Source organism: Paraburkholderia sp. BCC1876 (genome assembly GCF_902833695.1).
In the GTDB taxonomy this organism is placed as follows: Bacteria; Pseudomonadota; Gammaproteobacteria; order Burkholderiales; family Burkholderiaceae; genus Paraburkholderia.
The window spans coordinates 1-20,646 of the sequence record NZ_CADFGI010000008.1; the positions used below are offsets into that span (position 1 = coordinate 1).

Consider the following 20,646-nt stretch of genomic DNA (forward strand, 5'->3'; position numbering starts at 1 on the left):
CCTTGCCATTTACTCCAGTATCCCCAGGACCACCTACCCCTCATCTCGTCGCGCGCATACGCGTTTGCAACGCCGCCGTCAACCTTGCGACGCCAGATTTGAGCGGATCCCCAGCACCATCGACAACCGTTGAAGGGGATGCGGTGGAAACGCAGAATGAATTGCCGGGCACCGTGTCGGCGATCGAGTTCCGTGACGAGCTGCTTAAGAAGGGGTGGCCCGACGCCCGTCAAGTTGCCGAACTGGGCGGCAAGGCCCCGGCTAGTGAAGCCACAACGTACGCGATCCGGGCGCAAGCACGTGGTGACCTGCTGGGAGTGTGGTCTGCGCCCCGGCATTGCTTCCTTTACCCGGACTTCCAGTTCAATTGTTCAGGCACCATACGGAAGGACGTTGCCGTACTCCTCGCCGTCCTGCCGAGTGAAGGCGATCGCGCAGGCTGGAGGCGGACGTTCTGGCTGTACTCTCCGCTTGCGCTGCTTGATGGCCGGACGCCGGCAGATATCTTTATTGACGATCCGGCTCTGGTGATTGCTGCTGCGCGAGAGGAATTTCTGTTGGATCGCGATGCGATATGGTAAATCGTCAACCGACCTAACCGGTCGGCAGGATTCCGATATCGCGTCCTGGGACTCTGCGGACTGGTTCCGCGGCACGCCGACGTGGCAACGAGCAGTAGACGGTCTGCTGGCTGATACACTGGCAGCATTTTCCCCGGGGCAAACCATGACCGTGCGTCGTATCGAGAACGAGGAAGAATACCGCGAAGTGCTCGAAACCGTATCGGCGCTGGTTGATCTCGATCCGGCGCCCGACTCGCCGGACGGCGACCGGTTGATGTCGCTCGTGGATCTGATCGAGCAGTACGAGGCGCCGTTCATGCTGGAACTCCGCTGTGCTTCCCGATGACAGACACCTCTGCTGCCCTACGAGGGCTGAGCCAATGGTACTCCCTTCCTTGGACCGCATTGTTTCGTGATTTACCGGCGTGTTTATCCTCTGCAAAAAGTGAAATCAGACACAGGTATTCAGATAACTATCCTTTTTCTGCCGCCCTGGATTCTCTACTCAAACTCGCCCGCTCAATCCAGGAGCAGGTTGACGCGCTGCGTTTGACATAAAAGCTGAATCGAAAAGTCGACACGACACGACTATGGGAACATTTGCGACCGGCCCAGTGCCATCGTCTGACATAGTACGAGCTGAATCCCGATATCCCGCGTGAAGACAGGACTGCGTCAGGGCTTGCGCGGACCTGTGCCCCGCCCGCTCAGGCTTACTACGCCTTCCTGTGTGCTGACGGTTTCATCTCCGCGGCGATTACAAGCCAACACAACACCAGCCCCGAACAGGCGAAAAAGACTGCACTTTGGCCTTCTACCTTGAGAAGCCAGCCGCCCACTATCCCGCCCAGCGCCAGTCCAATCGACTGCGTGGTGTTGTAGACCCCGGTGGCGGCGCCCTTGCGCGTGCCCGGCGCCAGTTTCGACACCAACGAAGGCTGCGAAGCTTCAAGAATATTGAAGCCGAGAAAATAGACGAACAGGATCGCCGCCACACTGGTAATCGTATGGAGTGCGGTGCCCAACAGCATCTGTCCAATCAGGACAAGACCGATCGCGCCAAGCAGAACGGCCTTCATCTTGCCGCGCTTTTCGGCCGAGATGATTGCCGGGATTTCCCGCGCAGAGGTGCTGTTCCACCGTGACATTCCGGTCAGCGAGCTGTGCGGCCGCGGCAACCAGGACGGATCGTGCGAAAGATGTCTGCGCTTCTGCGGGCGGATAGGTAAGGCCATCGCGCGCGACGCCACTTTCGCAGTCGGGAGGCAAAAAGTAGGACGGGTCGACAACGCATAGAAGGTGCACGGTTGCCCGACCTGGTGCAGCCACGCGGCCGGCCAGGTCGATGACGCGGACACTCTGGGGTGAGCCGTCGAGCGGGACAAGGAGGATATCGAACATGGCTGGGGATGAAGTCAGAAGTGGTGTTCCTGCAGCGCAATCGGCATGTAGCATCTTGTTGGCTACTTTTAGCCCAACTGGAATCGGTACGCCGAAACCACGGTGTCTGACCAATACTACGCTTAACAAAGAGGAGATTTTCCCTAAAGGTTCGATTGCCTGAATATTCCACGCCAAAGTGAACAGGGATTCCACGGCAAAAAGAAACCGGGTTTCCACGCCATTGCGAACAGGAATTTGAGGTGGTGGGGCGAGTACAGGGATCGGCGTGTCGTCTGCGTGCAGCTTGGCTGCCGCTGATCGTATAAGGTTGCAGCGCCTGCACCACCGGATCAGATGATGCCTCGCACATGCCCACCAACAGACCCATGCTCGCGGTGTCGGGCGTGGCGTTCTCGCGCGCCGCGATGGCCGCTTGCCGGTAGAGCGGCAAGATTACCGTCAGCGGAACCCGTGTTGGCGGTAGCGCGAGGCTAGTTGGCGTTGAACCACGCTGAGCGCGAATTTCTATCGTAAGCCTGACAGTTATAAGGTCTAGTGTTTTCATAGGGAGCTGCGTAGTTCCCCGTAGGCATTTGGTCACATCAAGGTACAAATAGCGCGGCAGTTCCCTTCTCGCTGCTCGTCGTCACTGCGTCAGGGTCATTCGGTTCCAGCAAAGGGAAAATAAGAGCGTAATCGCCTGCTTCCGAAGGTGGCGGGACGGCTCGCGATCGCGATGACATGTTTGCTCCAATCCTAACGGAATAGGCGCGTAACGGCGCAGTCAGCATGCGCAGTCGTAACCGCGTCTCGGCACCATGAAATCATCGCCGGGTTGGCGAAGGGCCGCTGGCGGGCAGACACGATCGCCTCTTTGTCGACCCCGTTCATGTCGCTCGCACACCGTCGGAGACGGTTCGCTGCGTGACCATGAAGAGACATTCATACCTTTTGTATGAGTAGAGGTCGGCCGGCTTCGAGGTACGACACCGTACTGACTTCTGCCTCGATTGCGAGCAGGGTAAAACGCTTCTGCCGTGCAAACAGGCAGAGGCTAGCGGCAACTCGATCCTGCGGATGAACACCATGAAATCCTTGAATCTGCCAATTGCAGAGGCTCGCACGCCCGCGCCAGAAAAAAATGCCGTGTACACATGTCCGATGCATCCTCAAGTCAGGTTGCCGGAGCCTGGACCGTGTCCTATATGTGGCATGACGCTCGAGTTGAACACGCCCGGCACGGCGGACGAATCGGACGGTGAACTCAAGGACATGACGCTGCGCTTCTGGGGCGCGGCAGCGCTATCGTTGCCCTTGCTGTGGCTGACGATGGGACATATGCTCCCTATCCCTGACCTCAACGCAGCGGTTGACCGCGCGGCGGCCGCGTGGGGATTGCCGCATCCGACAGGCGTCTCATGGTCCGAATACCTACAGGCATTGTTGGCGACGCCGGTGGTTCTATGGGCAGGATGGCCATTTCTCGAACGGGGATGGAAATCCTTCGTGACTTGGCGACTAAACATGTTCAGCCTTGTTGGCCTCGGCGTTGTCACGGCGTACCTCTTCAGTGTTTACGCATTATCGTTTCCCGCCGGGGTCCCGGAGACGTTCCGCCGCGGACATGAGTTGCCTTTGTATTTCGAGGCGGCTTCTGTCATCGTGGCTCTGATCCTGCTTGGCCAGGTGCTTGAGCTTCGTGCCCGCTCACGAACCTCAAGTGCGATAAAAGACCTCCTGAAACTCGCGCCAAATACGGCGATCCGTTTGAGGGCAGACGCCACCGACGAGGTTGTGCCCCTTGACGCGGTCGTTGCCGGCGATATCTTGCGGGTTAAGCCCGGCTCAAAGGTTCCGGTTGATGGCGTTCTCACCAAAGGACAATCGACCGTGGACGAGTCGATGATCACCGGCGAACCGATTCCGGCCGAAAAAGTTTCGGGGAGCAAGGTGACCGGTGCGACCGTCAATCAAACCGGCTCGTTTCTCATGAGGGCCGAGAAAGTTGGCGCCGAAACGCTGCTCGCGCGAATCATCCAGCTTGTCGCAGAAGCTGGCCGTTCGCGGGCGCCCATCCAAAAACTGGCTGACACAGTATCGGGATGGTTCGTACCCACCGTCATCGTCATCGCCATCGTTGCTTTCGCCGGATGGGTCATTTGGGGGCCCGCGCCGGCAGTCGGCAACGCGCTGGTCGTTGCCATTAGCGTGCTGATTATTGCCTGTCCTTGCGCACTTGGTCTCGCGACGCCGGTGTCGATTATCGTGGGCATTGGTCGCGGCGCGAAACAGGGCGTGCTCATCAAGGATGCAGAAGCGCTGGAGCTGATGGAGAAGGTGGACACACTGGTCGTCGACAAGACGGGTACGCTTACGGAGGGAAAGCCTCGCGTCCAGGCAGTGATCGCGCTGAATGACGTGGCGCAAGGCCTCGTCCTCTCTTACGCAGCGAGCCTGGAAGCCATGAGTGAGCATCCGCTTGCCCAGGCGATCGTCAGCCATGCGCACGATAACGATGCAGTTTTATTACCCGTTTCGTCATTCAAATCTCTGACCGGCAAAGGTGTGGCTGGAACAATTGACGGGCACGCCGTTTTGCTTGGTAACGCGCGGCTGCTGGAAGACGCCCACGTGGACGTCTCTTCCGCAACCTGGCAGGTGGACAGTCTGCGGGCAGGCGCACAGACCGTGATGTATCTCTCTCTGGACGGCAAGCTGGCTGGCTACGTCGGAGTGTCTGACCCGGTGAAAAGTACGACGCCAGAGGCGGTCCGGCTCCTTCGCGACTCCGGCGTCAAAATATTTATGCTCACAAGCGACAATCCGGTAACCGCGAATGTGGTCGCCAAAGCATTAGCCCTCGACGGCGTAAAGGCGGGCGTGCTGCCGGAGGATAAACACAAATACGTGCAGGAGTTGCAACAGCAAGGACACATTGTGGCGATGGCTGGTGACGGGGTGAACGATGCGCCGGCTCTTGCGCAGGCTAACGTCGGCATTGCGATGGGCACCGGTACCGACGTCGCAATGAACAGCGCGCGCGTCGTGCTTGTTAAAGGCGACCTGCGGGGCATTGCGACGGCGCGTGTGCTCAGCGTCGCGACGATGAAAAATATCCGTCAGAATCTCTTTTTTGCATTCGCCTACAACGCTATTGGGATACCGGTTGCGGCGGGTGTTCTGTACCCCTGGCTTGGCGTCCTGCTGAGCCCGGTTATCGCGAGTGCTGCGATGGCGGTCAGTTCCGTTTCGGTCATTGGGAACGCGCTAAGACTACGAACAGCACGGATCTAGTGGAGCGGACACAGTCTGACGTGGCTTGCATTTCAAGTGGAGGTCACCCGCAGTCTGGTTAAAGGGTGATGAGATCTTTCTCGGATAGGCTCAGGCGGAATAGATTGCGTTCAAGGCCTTCTCGGTGATTCCAGACTGGTATTGCCTTTTCATCGGATGACGTGTGCAGCCCCTCGCCATCGTCGACGATTTCGAACGGTTACTGGCGCGAAGTGAACGACCAGTATGTGCTGATGTTCGTTTTAGGCCTTTACTTTACGGATGGGGAGCCGACGTGAGTGCTTTTGTGCCCGTCGTCGTTAGAGTTGTGAACGACTTCGGGACTGTCCCCCGCGCCGTCCCAGGTGAGTCGCGGATCGAATTGCATCGAGGCCAGCAAGGTGAGAATCACCACCGAGCCGAATGCGATAACCCCGAGGCCGGCAGTGACCTCAGCGAACGACTGGAAGCGCACCAGAGCGACGGTCAGTGTGACGACAAATACGTCGAGCATTGACCAGCGCCCAATGCGTTCCAGAAACCGGTATAGCGTGGTGCGTTCGCGGGGATACAAACGTGAATGACGCTGCGCAGTGACCAGGAGAAGCACCAGCGCGGAGATTTTCAGCATCGGCACGATGATGCTCGCGACGAATACGACAACAGCGAGCGGCCAGTCACCCGATGTCCAGAAGTAGACTACGCCGCTGATAATCGTATTGTCTTGCGTGTTCAGCAATGAAGCTGTATGCATGACGGGTAGCAGATTGGCGGGAATATATAGGAGCGCTGCGGAGGCCAGCAGCGCCCAGGTGCGTTTCAGGCTATCGGGATGACGCCGGTGCAGCACGGAGTCGCATCGCGGGCAGCGCTGGCGCTTGATTGACAAGTCGCGCGGCTCAACCTGTCCGCACGCATTGCATGCAATCAGACCCATCTGTAACGCGGTGACGTAGGTAAGGGTAGGATTGGCCACGGGCGATCGTGAGGCCACCGCCATTGCTGGCAGCGGTTGCGTTGCTTCCCCGGAATTACCCGCGGGGTACTTCGTGGGTTTTCCTGCGGGCAGACCGTCCGCAAAATCCCATAGGGCGAACAAATCCAGCTTCACGAGAGCCGCGAGCATCAGCGTCAGCGCGACGAATGCAAACAAAGCGGTTTCCGGAATCACACGTGCGAGACTCTGCATCTTCACCATCGTAACCAGCACTGCGAGCATGAAGACTTCAATCATTTCCCACGGCCGCACCAACTGGATCAACCTCAGCACCTTGTTGAATCCCGGGGGGATATAGCCAGTGCTGAGGGGTATCAGAACATAGAGCAAAGCGAGAAGCTCGGTCAGCGGAAACAGAACGGTCGAGCAAAACACCAATGCCGCGACGAACTGCATGTTCTCGCGCCATAAGACCACGATCGCGCCGATCAGGGTGGTCTGCGACGTGGTGCCATCGGCCACTAGTTCGAGGATCGGGTAGGCCTGGGCAATCAGGAAGGTGATCAGAGCGGCCAGCGCTACCGCGCTTGCCAGGTTGATCCGCCGCGACATGTTGCTGTAGAGCGTCGAACTACACCGCGGACAGAATGCAATTTCGCCGCGGCCGATCAACCTTCGTTTGCGGATCAACATGTCGCAATTACGGCACGCGATCAGGTTCCTGGCGTATTCCATACTGGCCTAAATGCAGACAACGTGATTGGCCCCGGACTTCTTTTGAACCTGATGCGCTCATCGGGGCTAATTTGCGCCCTATTAAATGGCCGCTTGTGTTAGCTGCGGACGCGATGTCGGGGGAGTTTCCGAGGCTCTCGCTCATACCTCGAACGCAGCTGCGATTTCTTCACTATTCCGGCGTGTACTTGAATTCGGGCAATGCCTTCAGTGAATCTCTTGTTGCGCCGGGCAGGCGTATCTGTTTGTCGACAATCTGAATGCTACTGAACGGCACGGCGACCAGATGGGTTCCCATGCCCAAAAAGCCCCCGACCGACAGCACAAGATAGGGTAAGGGATCCGTTGGACCGATGATCAGATCGTCGATGGTCCCGATTATGTCTTTGTTGCCGTTATACACGGAAGAACCGCTGATTTTCGAGGCACGATATCCGGTCGCAAGTTGAACCACGTCCACTCGCTTGACACTTATCGTCTGTGGCGCGCCCTGAGCCCAAAGCGACCCACTCATGACGGCCATTGCCAGGAGGGCGGCGCTCAGGGGGTATTTGAATTGTTTCATGGTGTACCTCACTAGGTTGGCGGCATGACGTCATCACGCACTTAGGCTTTTCTCAGTTCGCCAAGCCTAAGGGCGCTATGCGTTTTAAAAGGCCAATGTCTTGAAACCCATCGATACATGGTCTTCGTAAGACTTCGGTGGGGTGTGGTGCACTTATCCCATTGGGTCAGCATGGCTTGCAATTACTGTGCAGTCGGTACGGCGACGGACATCCGGCAAATTTTTTTTCGAGGTGCGACGGATTCCCATAACGGCAATCTCAGCGGGTTCAGTTGGCTCAGTGTTGCGGCTCCGATCCTTGAGTAGTTTCCGAACCTGTCCCAGGCGAGCCAGAAGGACTAGCCTAGACGTAAGGAGCCGGTGCTTTCTCGGAACGGCATATCCAGGTCTCCCCGCCGTCAGTTGCGACGCCGGCGCCAGAATCTGCAGTTCTATTTCTCGAAACTCGGAGAGTCGTTGATGTATCCCACTCGCAAAGCCCTGACCGAGAGCATCCGCGCGCAGTGTGTTAAAGCGTTGAGCGAGCATGCATTTGCCGTATCCGGTACGTTGGCCACGTTCGGCCGGTCGATACACCACATCGTCGGAAGCGTGACGAATTTTCGTGAGGCTGATACCGCCTACATGCCTACACACACTTCGCGGGAGAGCGATCGGCAACTCACGGTTGTTGAATCCGACATCCACCCAGAATGAATACGACCTGGCAGACTCAGCCTATGCGCGCCTCGCGACGGCAAGATGCGTCTTCCGCTTACGCGGTAACGCTCGACGACCCAGATTCTGCGTTGGCGGATGAGTACGGCGTTGCTTCAGATCAGCGTGATCGTATCGAAATGTGGGTGAATGAAGGCGGGGCGGGGGACGACGTCGACCAGTGAGACAAGTGGCGAATGTGCCGTTACTGCGCGCTCCCGCGACGCTGCAAGGGCGCTTGTTGCCGCATCGGTACAACCCAGTCACTTTCGATGGCAAACCTGTGCAGACGTTAGAGGCGGAGTTGAGATGCTCGCAATGATGTTTGACGGTATATCACCGGTCTTGCGTGAAACGCAGGTTGCCGAGCCTGTTGTGGGCGATGACGACTTGCTGATTGACATTCACGCCTGCGGCGTGTGCCGCACCGATTTGCACGTGGTGGATCGCGATTTGACTTCACCGAAACTCCCTCTGATTCCGGGCCATGAAATAGTAGGCGTAGTGGCCGCGATAGGCTCTGAGGTGCGCGATTTCAAGCCGGGAGATAGGGTTGGCGTTCCATGGCTTGGACATACGTGCGGCCATTGCTACTACTGCCTCGCGCATCGGGAAAACCTGTGCGATAACCCTGGTTTCACGGGCTATACGATCAACGGCGGTTATGCAGAACGGACCGTCGCCGATAGCCGCTATTGTTTGCATTTACCCCCTGCGTATGCGGATGCAGAGGCGGCGCCGCTTCTGTGTGCCGGCGTCATCGGCTACCGTACGCTGGAATTGGCCGGCGACGCCAGGCGTATCGGTATCTACGGGTTTGGCGCGGCCGCGCACATCGTCGCGCAGGTGGCTCGCCATCAGGGGCGCGCGATCTACGCTTTCACTCGGCCCGGCGATATCGCGGCACAACGGCTTGCGCTTCGATCTGGCGCACGGTGGGCCGGGAGTAGCGATGAAGCACCGCCAGAAGAGCTTGACGCCGCGCTAATCTTCGCCCCGGTGGGCGCTCTGGTTCCGATTGCGCTTAAAGCGCTCGTCAAAGGCGGAATTGTCGTTTGCGGCGGAATACATATGAGCGAGATCCCGGCTTTCTCTTACGACCTCCTGTGGGAGGAGCGCCGGATTTGCTCAGTCGCCAATCTCACGAGAGAAGATGGAGCGGCATTTATGCGCCTCGCCAGCGAGATCAAGCTCGAGATCGAGGTGACACGCTATCCAATGAAGGATGCAAACAGGGCGCTCGATGACCTGCGGGCAGGGCGCCTTTCGGGGGCTGCCGTGCTTGTCATGCCGGATGAGTCTCACGACCGACCTTAGAGCAGACGCCGGCACCTTTTTCTCACTCACCAATGAAGGGAACCACCATGAACTCATACGATGTTGTAATCGCGACCTTCGATGATCACCAGAAGGCTAATGTCGCCGTAAGCAAGCTTATCGACGGTGGATTCAACATGAAGAACTTTAGTGTGATCGGCAAGGGCTACCACACGGAAGAAAAAATCATTGGTTTCTACAATATCGGCGATCGCATGAAGATGTGGGGAAAATACGGAGCGTTTTGGGGTGCGCTGTGGGGTCTCCTTTTTGGCGGTGTCTTTTTCGCGATTCCGGTAATTGGGCCTGTCGTCGTAGTAGGGCATCTCGCCGCGCTGGTCATTGCTGCGATCGAGGGTGTCGTGGAAGGCGCAGTTGTTGTTGGCGGGCTCTCTGCACTTGGCGCAGCTTTATTCGACTATGGCATTCCAAAGGACAGCGTTATCAAATACGAAGCAGCGGTGAAAGCCGACGGCTTTCTCGTCGTGGGTCATGGACCCGCAGATGAAATGGCTCGAGCGCGCGCCGTACTCCAGAGTTCGGATGCGACTCGTCTGGACATGCATCAAGCGGTAAGCCCTGCGGTCGCAACGAGCCACCTCGCGCCTGCTGCAACTTGAAAGACTCAGGCCCGATGGGTTAACGTGGCGGCCGCGGTTCACATCAGTCTTCCAAACAGGCTGCCGACGCCCGCCGTGATCGCCATTGCTGACGCGCCCCAGAACGTGACCCGGGTGGCGCCTGCAATCACGCCAGCACCGCCGACTCGCGCCGCAAGACCCCCCAAAAACGCCAGGAAAAACAGGGACGCCCCAGAGACAAAGACTGCTATCCGCGATTCCGGTGCCAAGGCGGCGACTAGCAGGGGCATGGCGCCCCCGACGGCGAAGCTGCCTGCCGAGGCAAGCGCTGCCTGGATCGGGCGGGCTTTGAGGGCCGACGTCAGGCCGAGTTCGTCCCGGGCGTGCGCGCCAACCGCGTCGTGGGCCATCAATTTGTCCGCGACCTGTTTGGCGAGCGGCAGGTCGAGACCGCGGCCGACATAGATCGCCGCGAGTTCAGCGTGCTCGCCTGAATTGTCTGTTCTAAGCTCCGTCCGTTCAATTGCCAGGTCCGCCTCCTCGGTATCCTTCTGCGAGTGCACCGACACGTACTCCCCCGCAGCCATGGACATTGCACCGGCGACAACGCCTGCAACTCCGGCGATCAAGACGCTGCCATGACTACCATGTGCAGCTGCGACGCCGAGAACCAGGCTCGACGTCGACAGGATGCCGTCATTGGCTCCCAGGACTGCAGCGCGCAGCCAGCCGCTTTTGCCCGTTCGATGGCGACTCCGTTTCCCGATCCCCTCATGTTCGCCAATTGCCTTCATCTGCGTTCGTTCGGTTTCGGCAAGGTTGCGATGTGTGGCGCACGAGTTGCAACGGCAAGATCCCCCCGTTGAATGATCCGGACATCTGTCGGCGGCGTGCCGATGTGGATGCCGAGATTCCGGAATGTGTCTGCTACGCGTCCTAGCATCCCCGATTTCGCGTCGGGTGTCAGTGCAAAACTGTCGAGCGCAAAAGCTAACTCATACCACACGAGGGAGTCCGAGAATGCGCATGCGTAGGCCTGGGGAATGGTGCCATGAGCGACGTCTGGGCTACCGGCGGCCGCGACTTTCAACGCTTCGATCACGCGCGAAGGTGCCACTGCGAGATCGACTCTTAGACGAATAATGCAGCGATGGGGGCCTTTCGGGCGACTGTGGTTCGTTACAATCGACTTCGAAATGACGCTATTCGGAATGACGACAATGTCATGGGCCCATGTCCTGATCCGAGTAGCGCGCCAATTGACCTGCATGACCTGGCCAGAGGTGTGATCGGTCAGGGTAATCCAGTCACCCGCTCCAAATGGGCGTTCGATGTTGATCGCGAGACCGGAGAGTACATCGCCCAAGGTGTTTTGGAGCGCAAGACCGAGCACAATTGCCACGACCCCAGAGGTCGCCAGGAAGGTTGAGAGCGGTTCTTTGAACACGACGCCGATGATGCCGACGAATGCAAGAACATAGATGAGCCCCGATGCCAGATCGGCGAACAGGCGCCGCGCGTGAGGTTCGTCGTTATCGGGGAAAAACGTCCGGGTGAGCACCAGATCAAGCAGGCTTTTGCACAGCCAAGCACCCAGAATCCACCACACGATCCCGAACATCTCGCGTGGCAGGCGAAGGCCACTCCCAGTTGTCCCGAAGAGAAATTGGCCGATCGGGTTATCCGTCCGCGGAAAGAGCGCGGTTATCAGCAAGAGGACACCGCCGCCGGCGAAAAATGGACGGTACAGTCGACCGTACGGAAGCACACGAAGCAGCAGAAGCACGCCTGCGATCGAAAGGAGGCTAATTTCCAGAAAACCGAACATATCGATTTAGACTCCCGCCCCGAGCTGCCGCTATCCGCCTATGAATGAACGTCTAACGTCGCAGTCGCAGCATCCCCGTTTCCCCAACTAGCAACATGCGCATTATCTTAAGTGGCTGTACTTTGGACATATTCGCTCAACGATGCCGGTCCAGCTTGCGACCAGTACCCCTGCTTTCCATAAAACTCATGAAGCGCAACCTCGTAGCTCCGATGAATCGGAACTGAATCGTCGTAGACGGGGCTGCGACGGATGGAGTCTCGGGTAAGTTCAGTGGTGACGGTCTTTGCCAGCCAGTCGACTCCCGCAATCCAGTGTGCCGCGAGCAATATCTCCTTTCCGCCGTGCAACAAGCTGCGTGTATCGATGCAAAGATATCGAATCGCCCAGGCTTCATCGTCATAGATAAACCCGGAAACATGGCCAATCCCACCATCAACAGCGTCAAGCCGATAACCTGTTACCTCGTCCGTGCTGCGCAGATGCACGTCGTCAGGCGAGCGTACAGCTTGGGGTCCAATCTGAGGAGGGACCGGCGCGGGATCAGGTGCCACGTCAGCCGGATCGAACCTTGGATAGGCACCCATTCCCCACAAGTTCGGTCCGCCCCAATAAGCTGGATAGTTGTAGTGACGCAAACATTCAACCTCATTCTGACGCGAAACAGGCCTGTGCGTGTCGATGCCCGGACTGTCTCTTACTGCTTGCTGCGTGAGGCTCAGATGAACGACGTTGGAACCCGGGTCTGTGTGCTTGATCGAATAGGGGGATATCAGGACGCGGCGCTCGTTGAGCCAATGGCCGGTCTTGACCACCAGATATCGCACGGCCCACGCCTCGTCATCAAAGTAGACCTGATCGACCGTTCCAATATCGCCGTCGATCGCGCTGACCGTGCAGCCATGTAGATCCTTTATGCTCCGCAACATGATTTCCTCCAACATAGAAGCGGGCGAGCGGGGAAACGTCACGCGCTATACAGCTGTCTAGCGAAAGGCGGTCGGCCGAGCATCGCGCCGGAGAAACTGGTGCGAGCTCTTTTGCTGCAGGTTCTGTACTCAATTCGTAGCGAGCGCATGATGGTGGAACAGATTTCCTACAACATGGCGTCAGCCTCGTACATCCGCGCGAACACATCGTCCATGCGCTTGAGTGTGTCATTAAGCCAGCTGCGAATCGGACGCAACGGATGGTCCTTCGGCACGAAGTCATCCAGCTTCAACACTGTGAACATCGACTCGGTAAAACCGTCTGGTCCGCGCATTCGTTCCATCTCGCTTTCATTGATGACATCAGTTCAACGTTTACGCCTGTGTTCCGGATGACCGGTATGTGAGGTATTTCACCGACCTGCTAGACGATAGGGGATCAAGCCAACTGACCTTGATGCAATCGAAAGACGCGCCGGCCATCAACCCGCTGCGGGTCAGTACGAGCGCATCGACCTGCCCGGGTCCGGTGCTTGCGCGCCCTTCCCACCTATCAGACGGTGCTGACATCACGATACGTGAGTGCGATTGGAGATGCGGTACGACACCGTACAAATGGCGGATACGGCTCTATATCCGACGATGCCGCCGGGCGACGAGCCGCGCACGCGTGGGGCTTCAGATAGCTACCAGAAGATTTCGTCGGTCGATCATTGGTTGGTCTAGACTGACCGCTGCCGTACCGAATTTCTTTGACTGGCGCGCCAAACTGAGTGTGTGCCCATCTGGGTCATCGAACTGCGCATGACTGGTCTATCCATCCGATCGAAAGTGGCGACGACGCGCAGACTATCGGAGAAGGAAGTATCGGACCGAGCGCGCAGCGCATCGACGAAGCGATCGGGAAAGTGTGCGCCGCGCAGAAAGCGGCTTACAGTGCTATTGGATGCGTTGGAGATTTCGGTATTCGCGAGACTCGGGATTACCTAAGTGCGCTTATGCAGCGCGGAGCATGAAGAGGACCAGAATGAAAGCCAGATCGGAGGACTTTCGGGTGCATCAGGGCGACCAGATCAAACTCCCTAATGGCCAACGACGGTGGCGCCCGTCTACGTGCCGAAACACGACTATAAAAAGCTTCCCGCGGAGCATGTTGCACAACTGAGTGTACGACAGCAGCTATTTTGTGCGCCAAACCGACATGCGAGGACAGTGATGTCGTACTGGGATATCAATCAGGATTGCGTACGTTAAATCGCGAGGAGAATATGTGGAACAACTCGTCATTGTGGCTCACCCCGTAGAAAACAGCTTTACGATGAGACTCGCCCGCGCCTACACGGATGAGCTGGAAAAACTCGGACATACGCAACGGACATGTGATCTGTATCGAATGCGATTTAACCCTGTATTGATTGCACATGAGTGGATGCCGGTTAGCGCAGGGCACCCGGCCGGTGCCGATGTGGCAAAGGCGCAGGACGAGATTCGTGCCGCGGATGTCCTGACCATGTTCTATCTGCTCTGGTGGATATCGATGCCGGCGATGATGAAGGGTTATGTCGACCGGGTCTTTGCTCGCGGTTTTGCTTACGAATCCAGTCAAGGTATCGTGCACGGCCTGCACGGGGGGGAAAAGGCGCTGATGGTCACCTGCTCCGGTGCGCCACTACCGCTGCTAGTGAAGAGCGGCAACTGGAACGCCATGGAGGTGTTGCAGGAAACTCATATCTTCCGCTCAGCCGGCTTCGAATTGATCGAGCATCTACATTTCGACGAGATTGTTCCGTTCTTGACGGAGGCTGTGGCGGCGCAGCATATGGAGCGCATCCGGGCCTGTGCACGGCAGCATTTTTAACGAAGCGTTGACGTGACGCGACTGCGCGCCGGCATGTCGAATCTTTCCCGATACCGGGCGACTGCTTCACGATAAGGGAAAGGAGCGGCAGAGATGCACTCCGCGAGAGGACGAAATCCACACCAATGGTGGGTCACGTTAGTTCAGGCAGCAGTTCTGAGCATATTGATTGCAATCGGCATGACATGGGCTGGTTCGACCTATGATCATCCTATTGAGGGATCAATCATGGCCGGCATGGCGGCACCGGAGTGCGCCGAAGTTCGCGCGATGCGAGCTGGCGCGCTACTTCTCAGCAGGCAGCCTGAAAACGAAGTCTGCCGGTCCTTTTATCTTTACCGAACCACGTTCCCGGACGCTGCCGATGATCTACCTTCCTATATGGCGTCCGTCATGCAGGATCGAATCAGTGAGTTTCGCCAACTGGTAGGCTACTTGTGCCTGCTGTGGCTCGCCCTCGCGGGTGTCGTGATTGGGGGGACTTGCGTCGTTCGTCTTGGATATCACCGATACCGGTGCGACACACAGCGGCGGAAAGACTGAACACGATGCAACAAGCCTCGTACCGGGTGGACTGTCAGATATTCGGAACACTAGACGATCTGATATCCCACGCATTTAAATGAGAAAAGTTAGAGAAGCGAACTGCCCGGCGCAACAGCACATGCTATAAACCGTGCTTGGAAAGATGCGAAGTGAAATATCCGGTCCCATGTCCGGCTTCGAACACCTCCAGAGGTAAGCCATCGCGGCGAAGCATTATCGAAGAAGCACAGGATCTGATGGCTCTAGCCATAGCGATCGCGCTTCTATGACGGTTGCATAGCATGACCCGCTTTGAGTTGGCAAATCGAAAGATGCCTGTCGCAATACTCCCGGTTGTCGCGCGAAGACCGGGTCTGAGTAGTTTCCGAACCTGTTGCATCCGGGTGGGCGACTCTATGATTCGAGTAACGACTGTCAGCCGATTTGACATGCGTCAATCCGGCTTGCGACTCAGGGACACGTTCTTTTCACGGGCCGAAGTTCGCTGGTCCGGCGCGACCCACTATCTGCTACCCGAGCAGCGGAAGTTCCGTCGGGTGTGAAGGGTGTCTTGTCATACCATCGCTATAACCATCAAAAGAATGCAGAGTTCGCGCTCGTTTTGGTAATGGATCACAGATCGCAGCGGTAGCAGCTAACCATGACATACGAGGCATCGTAAGGACAGAGGGGAGTACACGCCATGGAAGTCCTCGCCGGGAAGCCCAAGTCTCCGGATGCAAAACCGGGAATGAAACCGCGTGTGGACGCGTTGCAGACCCTTCCGATGCCGGAGGTCGAGAAGAAATTGGGATGGTCGCCGGATGGCCTCAGTCAAACCGAAGCCGAGAAACGCCTGACCCAATACGGATCTAACGAGCTTGAACAAAAAAAGACCAATCCTCTGCTCAAATTCCTCAGCTATTTCTGGGGGCCCATTCCGTGGATGATCGAAGTGGCGGTGATTCTTTCCGCGGCAGCTCGGCACTGGCCTGACTTTGGCATCATTCTCGTTCTGCTTCTGGCCAACGCGGTCGTGGGGTTCTGGGAAGAGCACCAGGCGGGGAACGCCATTGCAGCGCTAAAGGCCACCCTGGCAATCAAGGCCCGGGTGAAGCGCGACGGAAAATGGACTACACCGGCGGCGCGCGATCTGGTGCCAGGCGATGTCATTCGCGTGCGTATGGGGGACATTGTACCGGCGGATGCGCGCCTGCTCGACGGCGACGCGGTGGAGGTCGATCAGTCTGCCTTGACGGGAGAGTCGCTGCCCGCGACGCGTAAATCCGGCGAGGCGGTGTTTTCCGGTTCGATCGTTCGCCAAGGTGAAATCGATGCGCTCGTCTATGCCACGGGTGCGAAAACCTACTTCGGTAAAACGGCAGAGCTGGTTCAGGGGGCAGACACGGTCAGCCACTTTCAACGTGCCGTGCTGAAAATTGGCAATTACCTGATCATCCTGGCAGTGGTATTGGTGGCGGGGATTGTCGCGGTCGCTATCTTCCGTGGCGACCCGATCCTTACCACCTTGCAATTCGCCCTTGTCCTGACGGTTGCCGCGATTCCGGTGGCGATGCCGACGGTGTTGTCCGTGACCATGGCAGTCGGCGCACGCCTGCTCGCGAAGAAAAAGGCGATCGTGACCCGGCTGGTGGCGATCGAGGAATTGGCGGGCGTCGACGTGCTGTGCGCCGACAAGACCGGCACGCTGACCCAGAACAAGTTGACCTTGGGTGACCCGTTCGGTGTCGACAATATTCCTGCCGATCAGATCATCGTTGCTGGCGCGCTGGCATCGCGCGCCGACAATAACGACACCATCGACCTTGCTGTACTCGGCGGACTGAAAGATAGAGAGGCCCTGAAGGGCTATCAGATCGACCACTTCCAGCCATTCGATCCGGTCCATAAGCGCACCGAGGCCGCCGTCACGGGTCCGGACGGGCAGACGTTCAAGGTGAGCAAGGGTGCGTCGCAGGTGATCCTTGCGTTGTCGGCCAATGCCGGAGAAGTAAAGGCCGCCGTTGACAAGGCTGTCAACGAATTCGCAGCGCGTGGTTTTCGCGCATTAGGCGTGGCGCGGGCCGAAGCAGACGGGAAATGGCAATTCATCGGTGTATTGCCTCTGTTCGATCCGCCACGGCCCGATGCCGCGTCAACCATCGCGACCGCGCAACAGATGGGCGTGAAGGTCAAGATGGTCACCGGCGACGCGTTGGCCATTGCCCAGGAAACTGCCAGGAAGCTCGGTATGGGCGCGAATATCCTCGATGCGCGAAGCCTCGGCGACGCGAAGGATCAGGAGACGGCGGCAGTGTCGGAATCCATCGAGAAGGCCGATGGTTTCGCTCAAGTGTTTCCTGAGCACAAGTTCCGGATTATCAATGCCCTCCAAAAACGCGGCCACATCGTTGGTATGACTGGCGACGGCGTGAATGACGCGCCGGCGCTGAAGAAAGCCGATTGTGGTATTGCCGTTTCGGGCGCAACGGACGCGGCGCGTGCTGCGGCCGCCATTGTACTGACCACGCCTGGTCTCTCTGTCATCATCGACGCGATCAAGGAGAGCCGGAAGATCTTCCAGCGGATGACCAGCTACGCGATGTACCGCATCGCCGAAACCCTGCGGGTGTTGATGTTCATGACGCTTTCAATTCTGGTCTTTAACTTTTACCCGTTGACCGCAGTGATGATCGTGATGCTGGCATTGCTCAATGACGGCGCCATTCTGTCCATTGCCTACGATAACGTTCACTACAAGGACCAGCCTGAGGCATGGAACATGCGGCTCGTGCTGGGGATCGCCACGGTGTTGGGGATCTTCGGTGTCGGCGCTGCATTCGGCCTGTTTTACCTTGGCGAACGCGTATTTCATCTCGATCGCCCGCATATCCAGACGTTGATGTACCTGAAGCTGTCTGTTGCGGGGCACCTGACGATTTTTCTGACCCGTACGCGTGGGCCGTTCTGGTCGATACGTCCCGCGAAAGTCCTTCTCTTTGCTGTCCTGGGTACCCAATTGGTGGCGACCCTGATTGCGGTCTACGGATTATTCATGACGCCGATCGGCTGGCGGTGGGCGGCTTTTGTCTGGGGCTATGCTATTGCATGTTTCCTCGTGACCGATCCCTTGAAGTTGCTCGCCTACCGCATACTTGATTCCGTCAAAGGTGGGCACACGGGTGGCATCAAAGCCGAAACGCAATCTGAAACGGATACGAAACCTCAGCCTGATGCCACGGGCTCGCCGCAGCCCGAAGCGAAGGCCGCGCTTCAGACTGAGACAAAGGGCACAGCCCATCCCGAGGCAAAGGCCACACCCGAGCCCGAAGCAAAGGCCACACCCCAGCCCGAAGCAAAGGCCACACCCCAGCCCGCAGCAAAGGCCACACCCCAGCCCGCAGCGGGGGCCACACCCCGGCCCGAAGCGAAGGCCGCGCCTCAGCCTGTGGCAAAGGGCACAGCCCATCCCGAAGCAGAGGCCACGCCCCAGCCCGAGGGCAACGTTACATCCGGACCAGAAGGTAAAGGTGAAACACCGTCCGACCCGACTCAGCAACTCGTCAAACGTGTTCATCAACTGTACGAGGAGCTAGGGAGGGAGGACGTTCAGGCTGTTCAGGACTGGGATGCAGCGGAGCGAAAGCTCCAGAAAGAAAAACCTCAGGAATGAGTCGATGCAAACCGATCGTGAACACCGCGCGCCACACTATGGATCCAGGGGGGCGACCACTTCGGGCGCATAAAGGGATGACCTCAATCACTATTGGGCTTTTTTTGTCGCAAACGCTGCTCCCCAGCATGAAACGGTTTATCCAGTAAAGAATTAACTATTCCCAAAGGCATGAAGATGAAAATCAACTCACAGAATTTTTGCGCACTGGAGGGGAGCCACATCGACCTTGCCAAATTTCCCACGACCGTTGCCCCGGTGTACAAGTCGAAAAAAGACTATAAGCAGATGCTGCATGACCATGTAGAGAAGTTGAGTGGGTTGCAGCAACTTCATTACGCCTCAAATCGCTATGCACTACTGCTGATCTTTCAGGCAGTGGATGCTGCGGGAAAAGATGGTGCCATCCGGCATGTTATGTCAGGAGTCAATCCGCAGGGTTGCCAGGTGTTCAGCTTCAAGCATCCCACTCCTACCGAACTGGAGCACGACTTTCTCTGGCGTACCACTCGCGATATGCCGGAGCGGGGAAGGATTGGTATCTTTAATCGGTCCTACTACGAGGAAGTGCTGATTGTGCGCGTTCACCCGGAGATTCTTCGTAGCGAAGGGCTGCCTGACGCGTTGCTTGACGAGAAGAAGGTTTGGCAGGGTCGCTATCGTTCGATCGTCGATATGGAGCGACACTTCCATAGCAACGGCACCCGCATCGTCAAGTTCTTCCTCCATCTTTCGAAGGAGGAGCAGAGAAAGCGCTTTCTGGCGCGCCTTGAGGACCCCGACAAGAACTGGAAATTCAGCCTCGCCGATATTGAAGAGCGGAAGTTCTGGTCGCGCTATACGACAGCGTTTGAGGAATGCATCAGCGCAACAAGTACGACTGACTCGCCTTGGTATATCGTTCCGGCGGATGATAAGGAAAACGCTCGACTGATAGTCTCGCAGATCGTTCTGAATACGTTCGAAGGACTCAAGATGTCTTATCCAGAAGTCAGCGAGGAGCGACGGCATGAACTGCTAGCGATACGAAAGCGGCTTGAAAAGTGAAGCACTGAGCGCAACGGCACGAACACCTTTCGATTGAATTGAAAGTTTGTACGCTGTCGTACCGCATCCCTTCAGGTCATGGCGTAGCTTTAACGTACGGTGGACCTATTCAGGAGCCAGTGATGCTACGACGGAATTTCATATTCAGTACGTCCGGGTCAATCCTGACCATTGCACTCGCGGTTTCAGGGTGCACGACGACGGGCATGTCCGACACGACTGGCGGACAGACCGACAGTCGTCAAACGATCAACGCTGGGGTTGACTCGACGTTGACCCGCCTCTTCACTTCCGCCAACGGATCACGCGAACTGGTCTCCGAGGCCCGTGGTGTGCTTGTGTTCCCGTCAGTCATTGACGCTGGCATAGGCGTTGGCGGGCAGTACGGCGAGGGCGCACTACGCATGGGTGGGCGCACGGTCGGCTACTACAGTACGGCAACGGCTTCGATAGGCTGGCAGATCGGTGCGCAATCGATGGCGATCGTTTTCATTTTCATGACAGATGACGCTCTCAACCGGTTTCGGAATAGCCAGGGCTGGTCTGCCGAAGGCGACGCATCTGTCGCAGTACTGACGATTTGCGCAAATGGCGAAGTCGACACGAGCACCGCCAGTAGTCAGGCGGATGCATTTGTCTTGACGAACGACGGGCTGATGGCGGGCGTGTCACTCGACGACACGAAGGTGACCCGGTTGAAGTCACTTTAGCAAGCCAACGGTCGGCAGTGGGACAC

13 protein-coding genes and 5 pseudogenes are annotated in these 20,646 nt (G+C 57.6%); 10 read left to right on the forward strand and 8 right to left on the reverse strand.

The features are described 5' to 3' along the window. Both HWY05_RS25780 and HWY05_RS25785 read left to right on the forward strand, forming a co-directional pair. A partial coding sequence (locus HWY05_RS25780; protein ID WP_244146695.1) for a hypothetical protein occupies positions 1-581 on the forward strand: 581 nt, incomplete at its 5' end. A gap of 145 nt (positions 582-726) precedes the next feature. Then, positions 727-909 (forward strand): hypothetical protein, encoded by a 183-nt coding sequence (locus HWY05_RS25785; RefSeq protein WP_176060055.1) that lies wholly within the window; start codon positions 727-729, stop codon positions 907-909. A gap of 370 nt (positions 910-1,279) precedes the next feature. On the opposite strand, the pseudogene HWY05_RS25790 reads toward HWY05_RS25785, so the two are convergent. Then, a pseudogene (locus HWY05_RS25790) lies at positions 1,280-1,678 on the reverse strand (MFS transporter); the annotation flags it as partial. 49 nt (positions 1,679-1,727) lie between these two features. Then, positions 1,728-2,018, reverse strand: a pseudogene (locus HWY05_RS25795) (universal stress protein); the annotation flags it as partial. A 1,074-nt stretch (positions 2,019-3,092) separates the two neighbouring features. On the opposite strand from HWY05_RS25795, the pseudogene HWY05_RS25800 reads away from it, so the two are divergent. After that, positions 3,093-5,240: pseudogene (locus HWY05_RS25800) on the forward strand (copper-translocating P-type ATPase); the annotation flags it as partial. Between the two features lie 250 nt (positions 5,241-5,490). Here HWY05_RS25800 and HWY05_RS25805 read toward each other — a convergent pair. Next, on the reverse strand, positions 5,491-6,891 hold the full coding sequence (locus HWY05_RS25805; protein WP_176060057.1) for a paraquat-inducible protein A: 1,401 nt from the start codon (positions 6,889-6,891) through the stop codon (positions 5,491-5,493). Between the two features lie 172 nt (positions 6,892-7,063). After that, positions 7,064-7,456 carry a PRC-barrel domain-containing protein gene (locus tag HWY05_RS25810; protein WP_176060058.1) on the reverse strand — a complete coding sequence of 131 codons (393 nt, stop codon included), beginning with the start codon at positions 7,454-7,456 and terminating at the stop codon, positions 7,064-7,066. Positions 7,457-8,461: 1,005 nt separating this feature from the next. Here HWY05_RS25810 and HWY05_RS25815 point away from each other — a divergent pair. Continuing rightward, positions 8,462-9,469, forward strand: coding sequence for a zinc-dependent alcohol dehydrogenase family protein (locus tag HWY05_RS25815; protein WP_176060059.1), 1,008 nt, complete (start codon positions 8,462-8,464; stop codon positions 9,467-9,469). Between the two features lie 47 nt (positions 9,470-9,516). Next, entirely contained in the window at positions 9,517-10,089 is a 573-nt protein-coding gene (locus tag HWY05_RS25820) for a DUF1269 domain-containing protein (protein ID WP_176060060.1), read from the forward strand. A 38-nt stretch (positions 10,090-10,127) separates the two neighbouring features. Here the strand turns inward: HWY05_RS25820 and HWY05_RS25825 are convergent, their stop codons facing one another. The 3 genes from HWY05_RS25825 to HWY05_RS25835 all read right to left on the reverse strand — a co-directional run bounded on the left by HWY05_RS25825 (position 10,128) and on the right by HWY05_RS25835 (position 12,807). Beyond that, a complete protein-coding gene (locus HWY05_RS25825; RefSeq protein WP_111930215.1) occupies positions 10,128-10,844 on the reverse strand; it encodes a VIT family protein in 717 nt (238 codons plus the stop codon). Continuing rightward, positions 10,841-11,878 carry a mechanosensitive ion channel family protein gene (locus HWY05_RS25830; RefSeq protein WP_111930216.1) on the reverse strand — a complete coding sequence of 346 codons (1,038 nt, stop codon included), beginning with the start codon at positions 11,876-11,878 and terminating at the stop codon, positions 10,841-10,843. The genes HWY05_RS25825 and HWY05_RS25830 overlap by 4 nt, the downstream gene beginning before the upstream one ends. A 107-nt stretch (positions 11,879-11,985) precedes the next feature. Beyond that, the gene (locus tag HWY05_RS25835) at positions 11,986-12,807 is read right to left on the reverse strand and encodes a PRC-barrel domain-containing protein (RefSeq protein WP_176060061.1); all 822 of its coding nucleotides are present in this window, start codon (positions 12,805-12,807) and stop codon (positions 11,986-11,988) included. A gap of 63 nt (positions 12,808-12,870) precedes the next feature. Here HWY05_RS25835 and HWY05_RS25840 point away from each other — a divergent pair. Next, positions 12,871-12,984 (forward strand): annotated as a pseudogene (locus HWY05_RS25840) (transposase); the annotation flags it as partial. A gap of 2 nt (positions 12,985-12,986) precedes the next feature. Here HWY05_RS25840 and HWY05_RS25845 read toward each other — a convergent pair. Continuing rightward, positions 12,987-13,142, reverse strand: a pseudogene (locus HWY05_RS25845) (IS5/IS1182 family transposase); the annotation flags it as partial. A gap of 935 nt (positions 13,143-14,077) precedes the next feature. On the opposite strand from HWY05_RS25845, the gene HWY05_RS25850 reads away from it, so the two are divergent. From HWY05_RS25850 to HWY05_RS25865, 4 genes are all read left to right on the forward strand, one after another. Further along, a complete protein-coding gene (locus HWY05_RS25850; RefSeq protein WP_176060062.1) occupies positions 14,078-14,665 on the forward strand; it encodes an NAD(P)H-dependent oxidoreductase in 588 nt (195 codons plus the stop codon). A gap of 1,228 nt (positions 14,666-15,893) precedes the next feature. Beyond that, positions 15,894-18,863 carry a plasma-membrane proton-efflux P-type ATPase gene (locus tag HWY05_RS25855; protein ID WP_208459110.1) on the forward strand — a complete coding sequence of 990 codons (2,970 nt, stop codon included), beginning with the start codon at positions 15,894-15,896 and terminating at the stop codon, positions 18,861-18,863. A gap of 177 nt (positions 18,864-19,040) precedes the next feature. Further along, on the forward strand, positions 19,041-19,910 hold the full coding sequence (locus HWY05_RS25860; protein WP_035553126.1) for an ADP-polyphosphate phosphotransferase: 870 nt from the start codon (positions 19,041-19,043) through the stop codon (positions 19,908-19,910). A gap of 122 nt (positions 19,911-20,032) precedes the next feature. Further along, on the forward strand, positions 20,033-20,620 hold the full coding sequence (locus HWY05_RS25865; protein ID WP_176060063.1) for a YSC84-related protein: 588 nt from the start codon (positions 20,033-20,035) through the stop codon (positions 20,618-20,620). Positions 20,621-20,646: the final 26 nt, after the last annotated feature.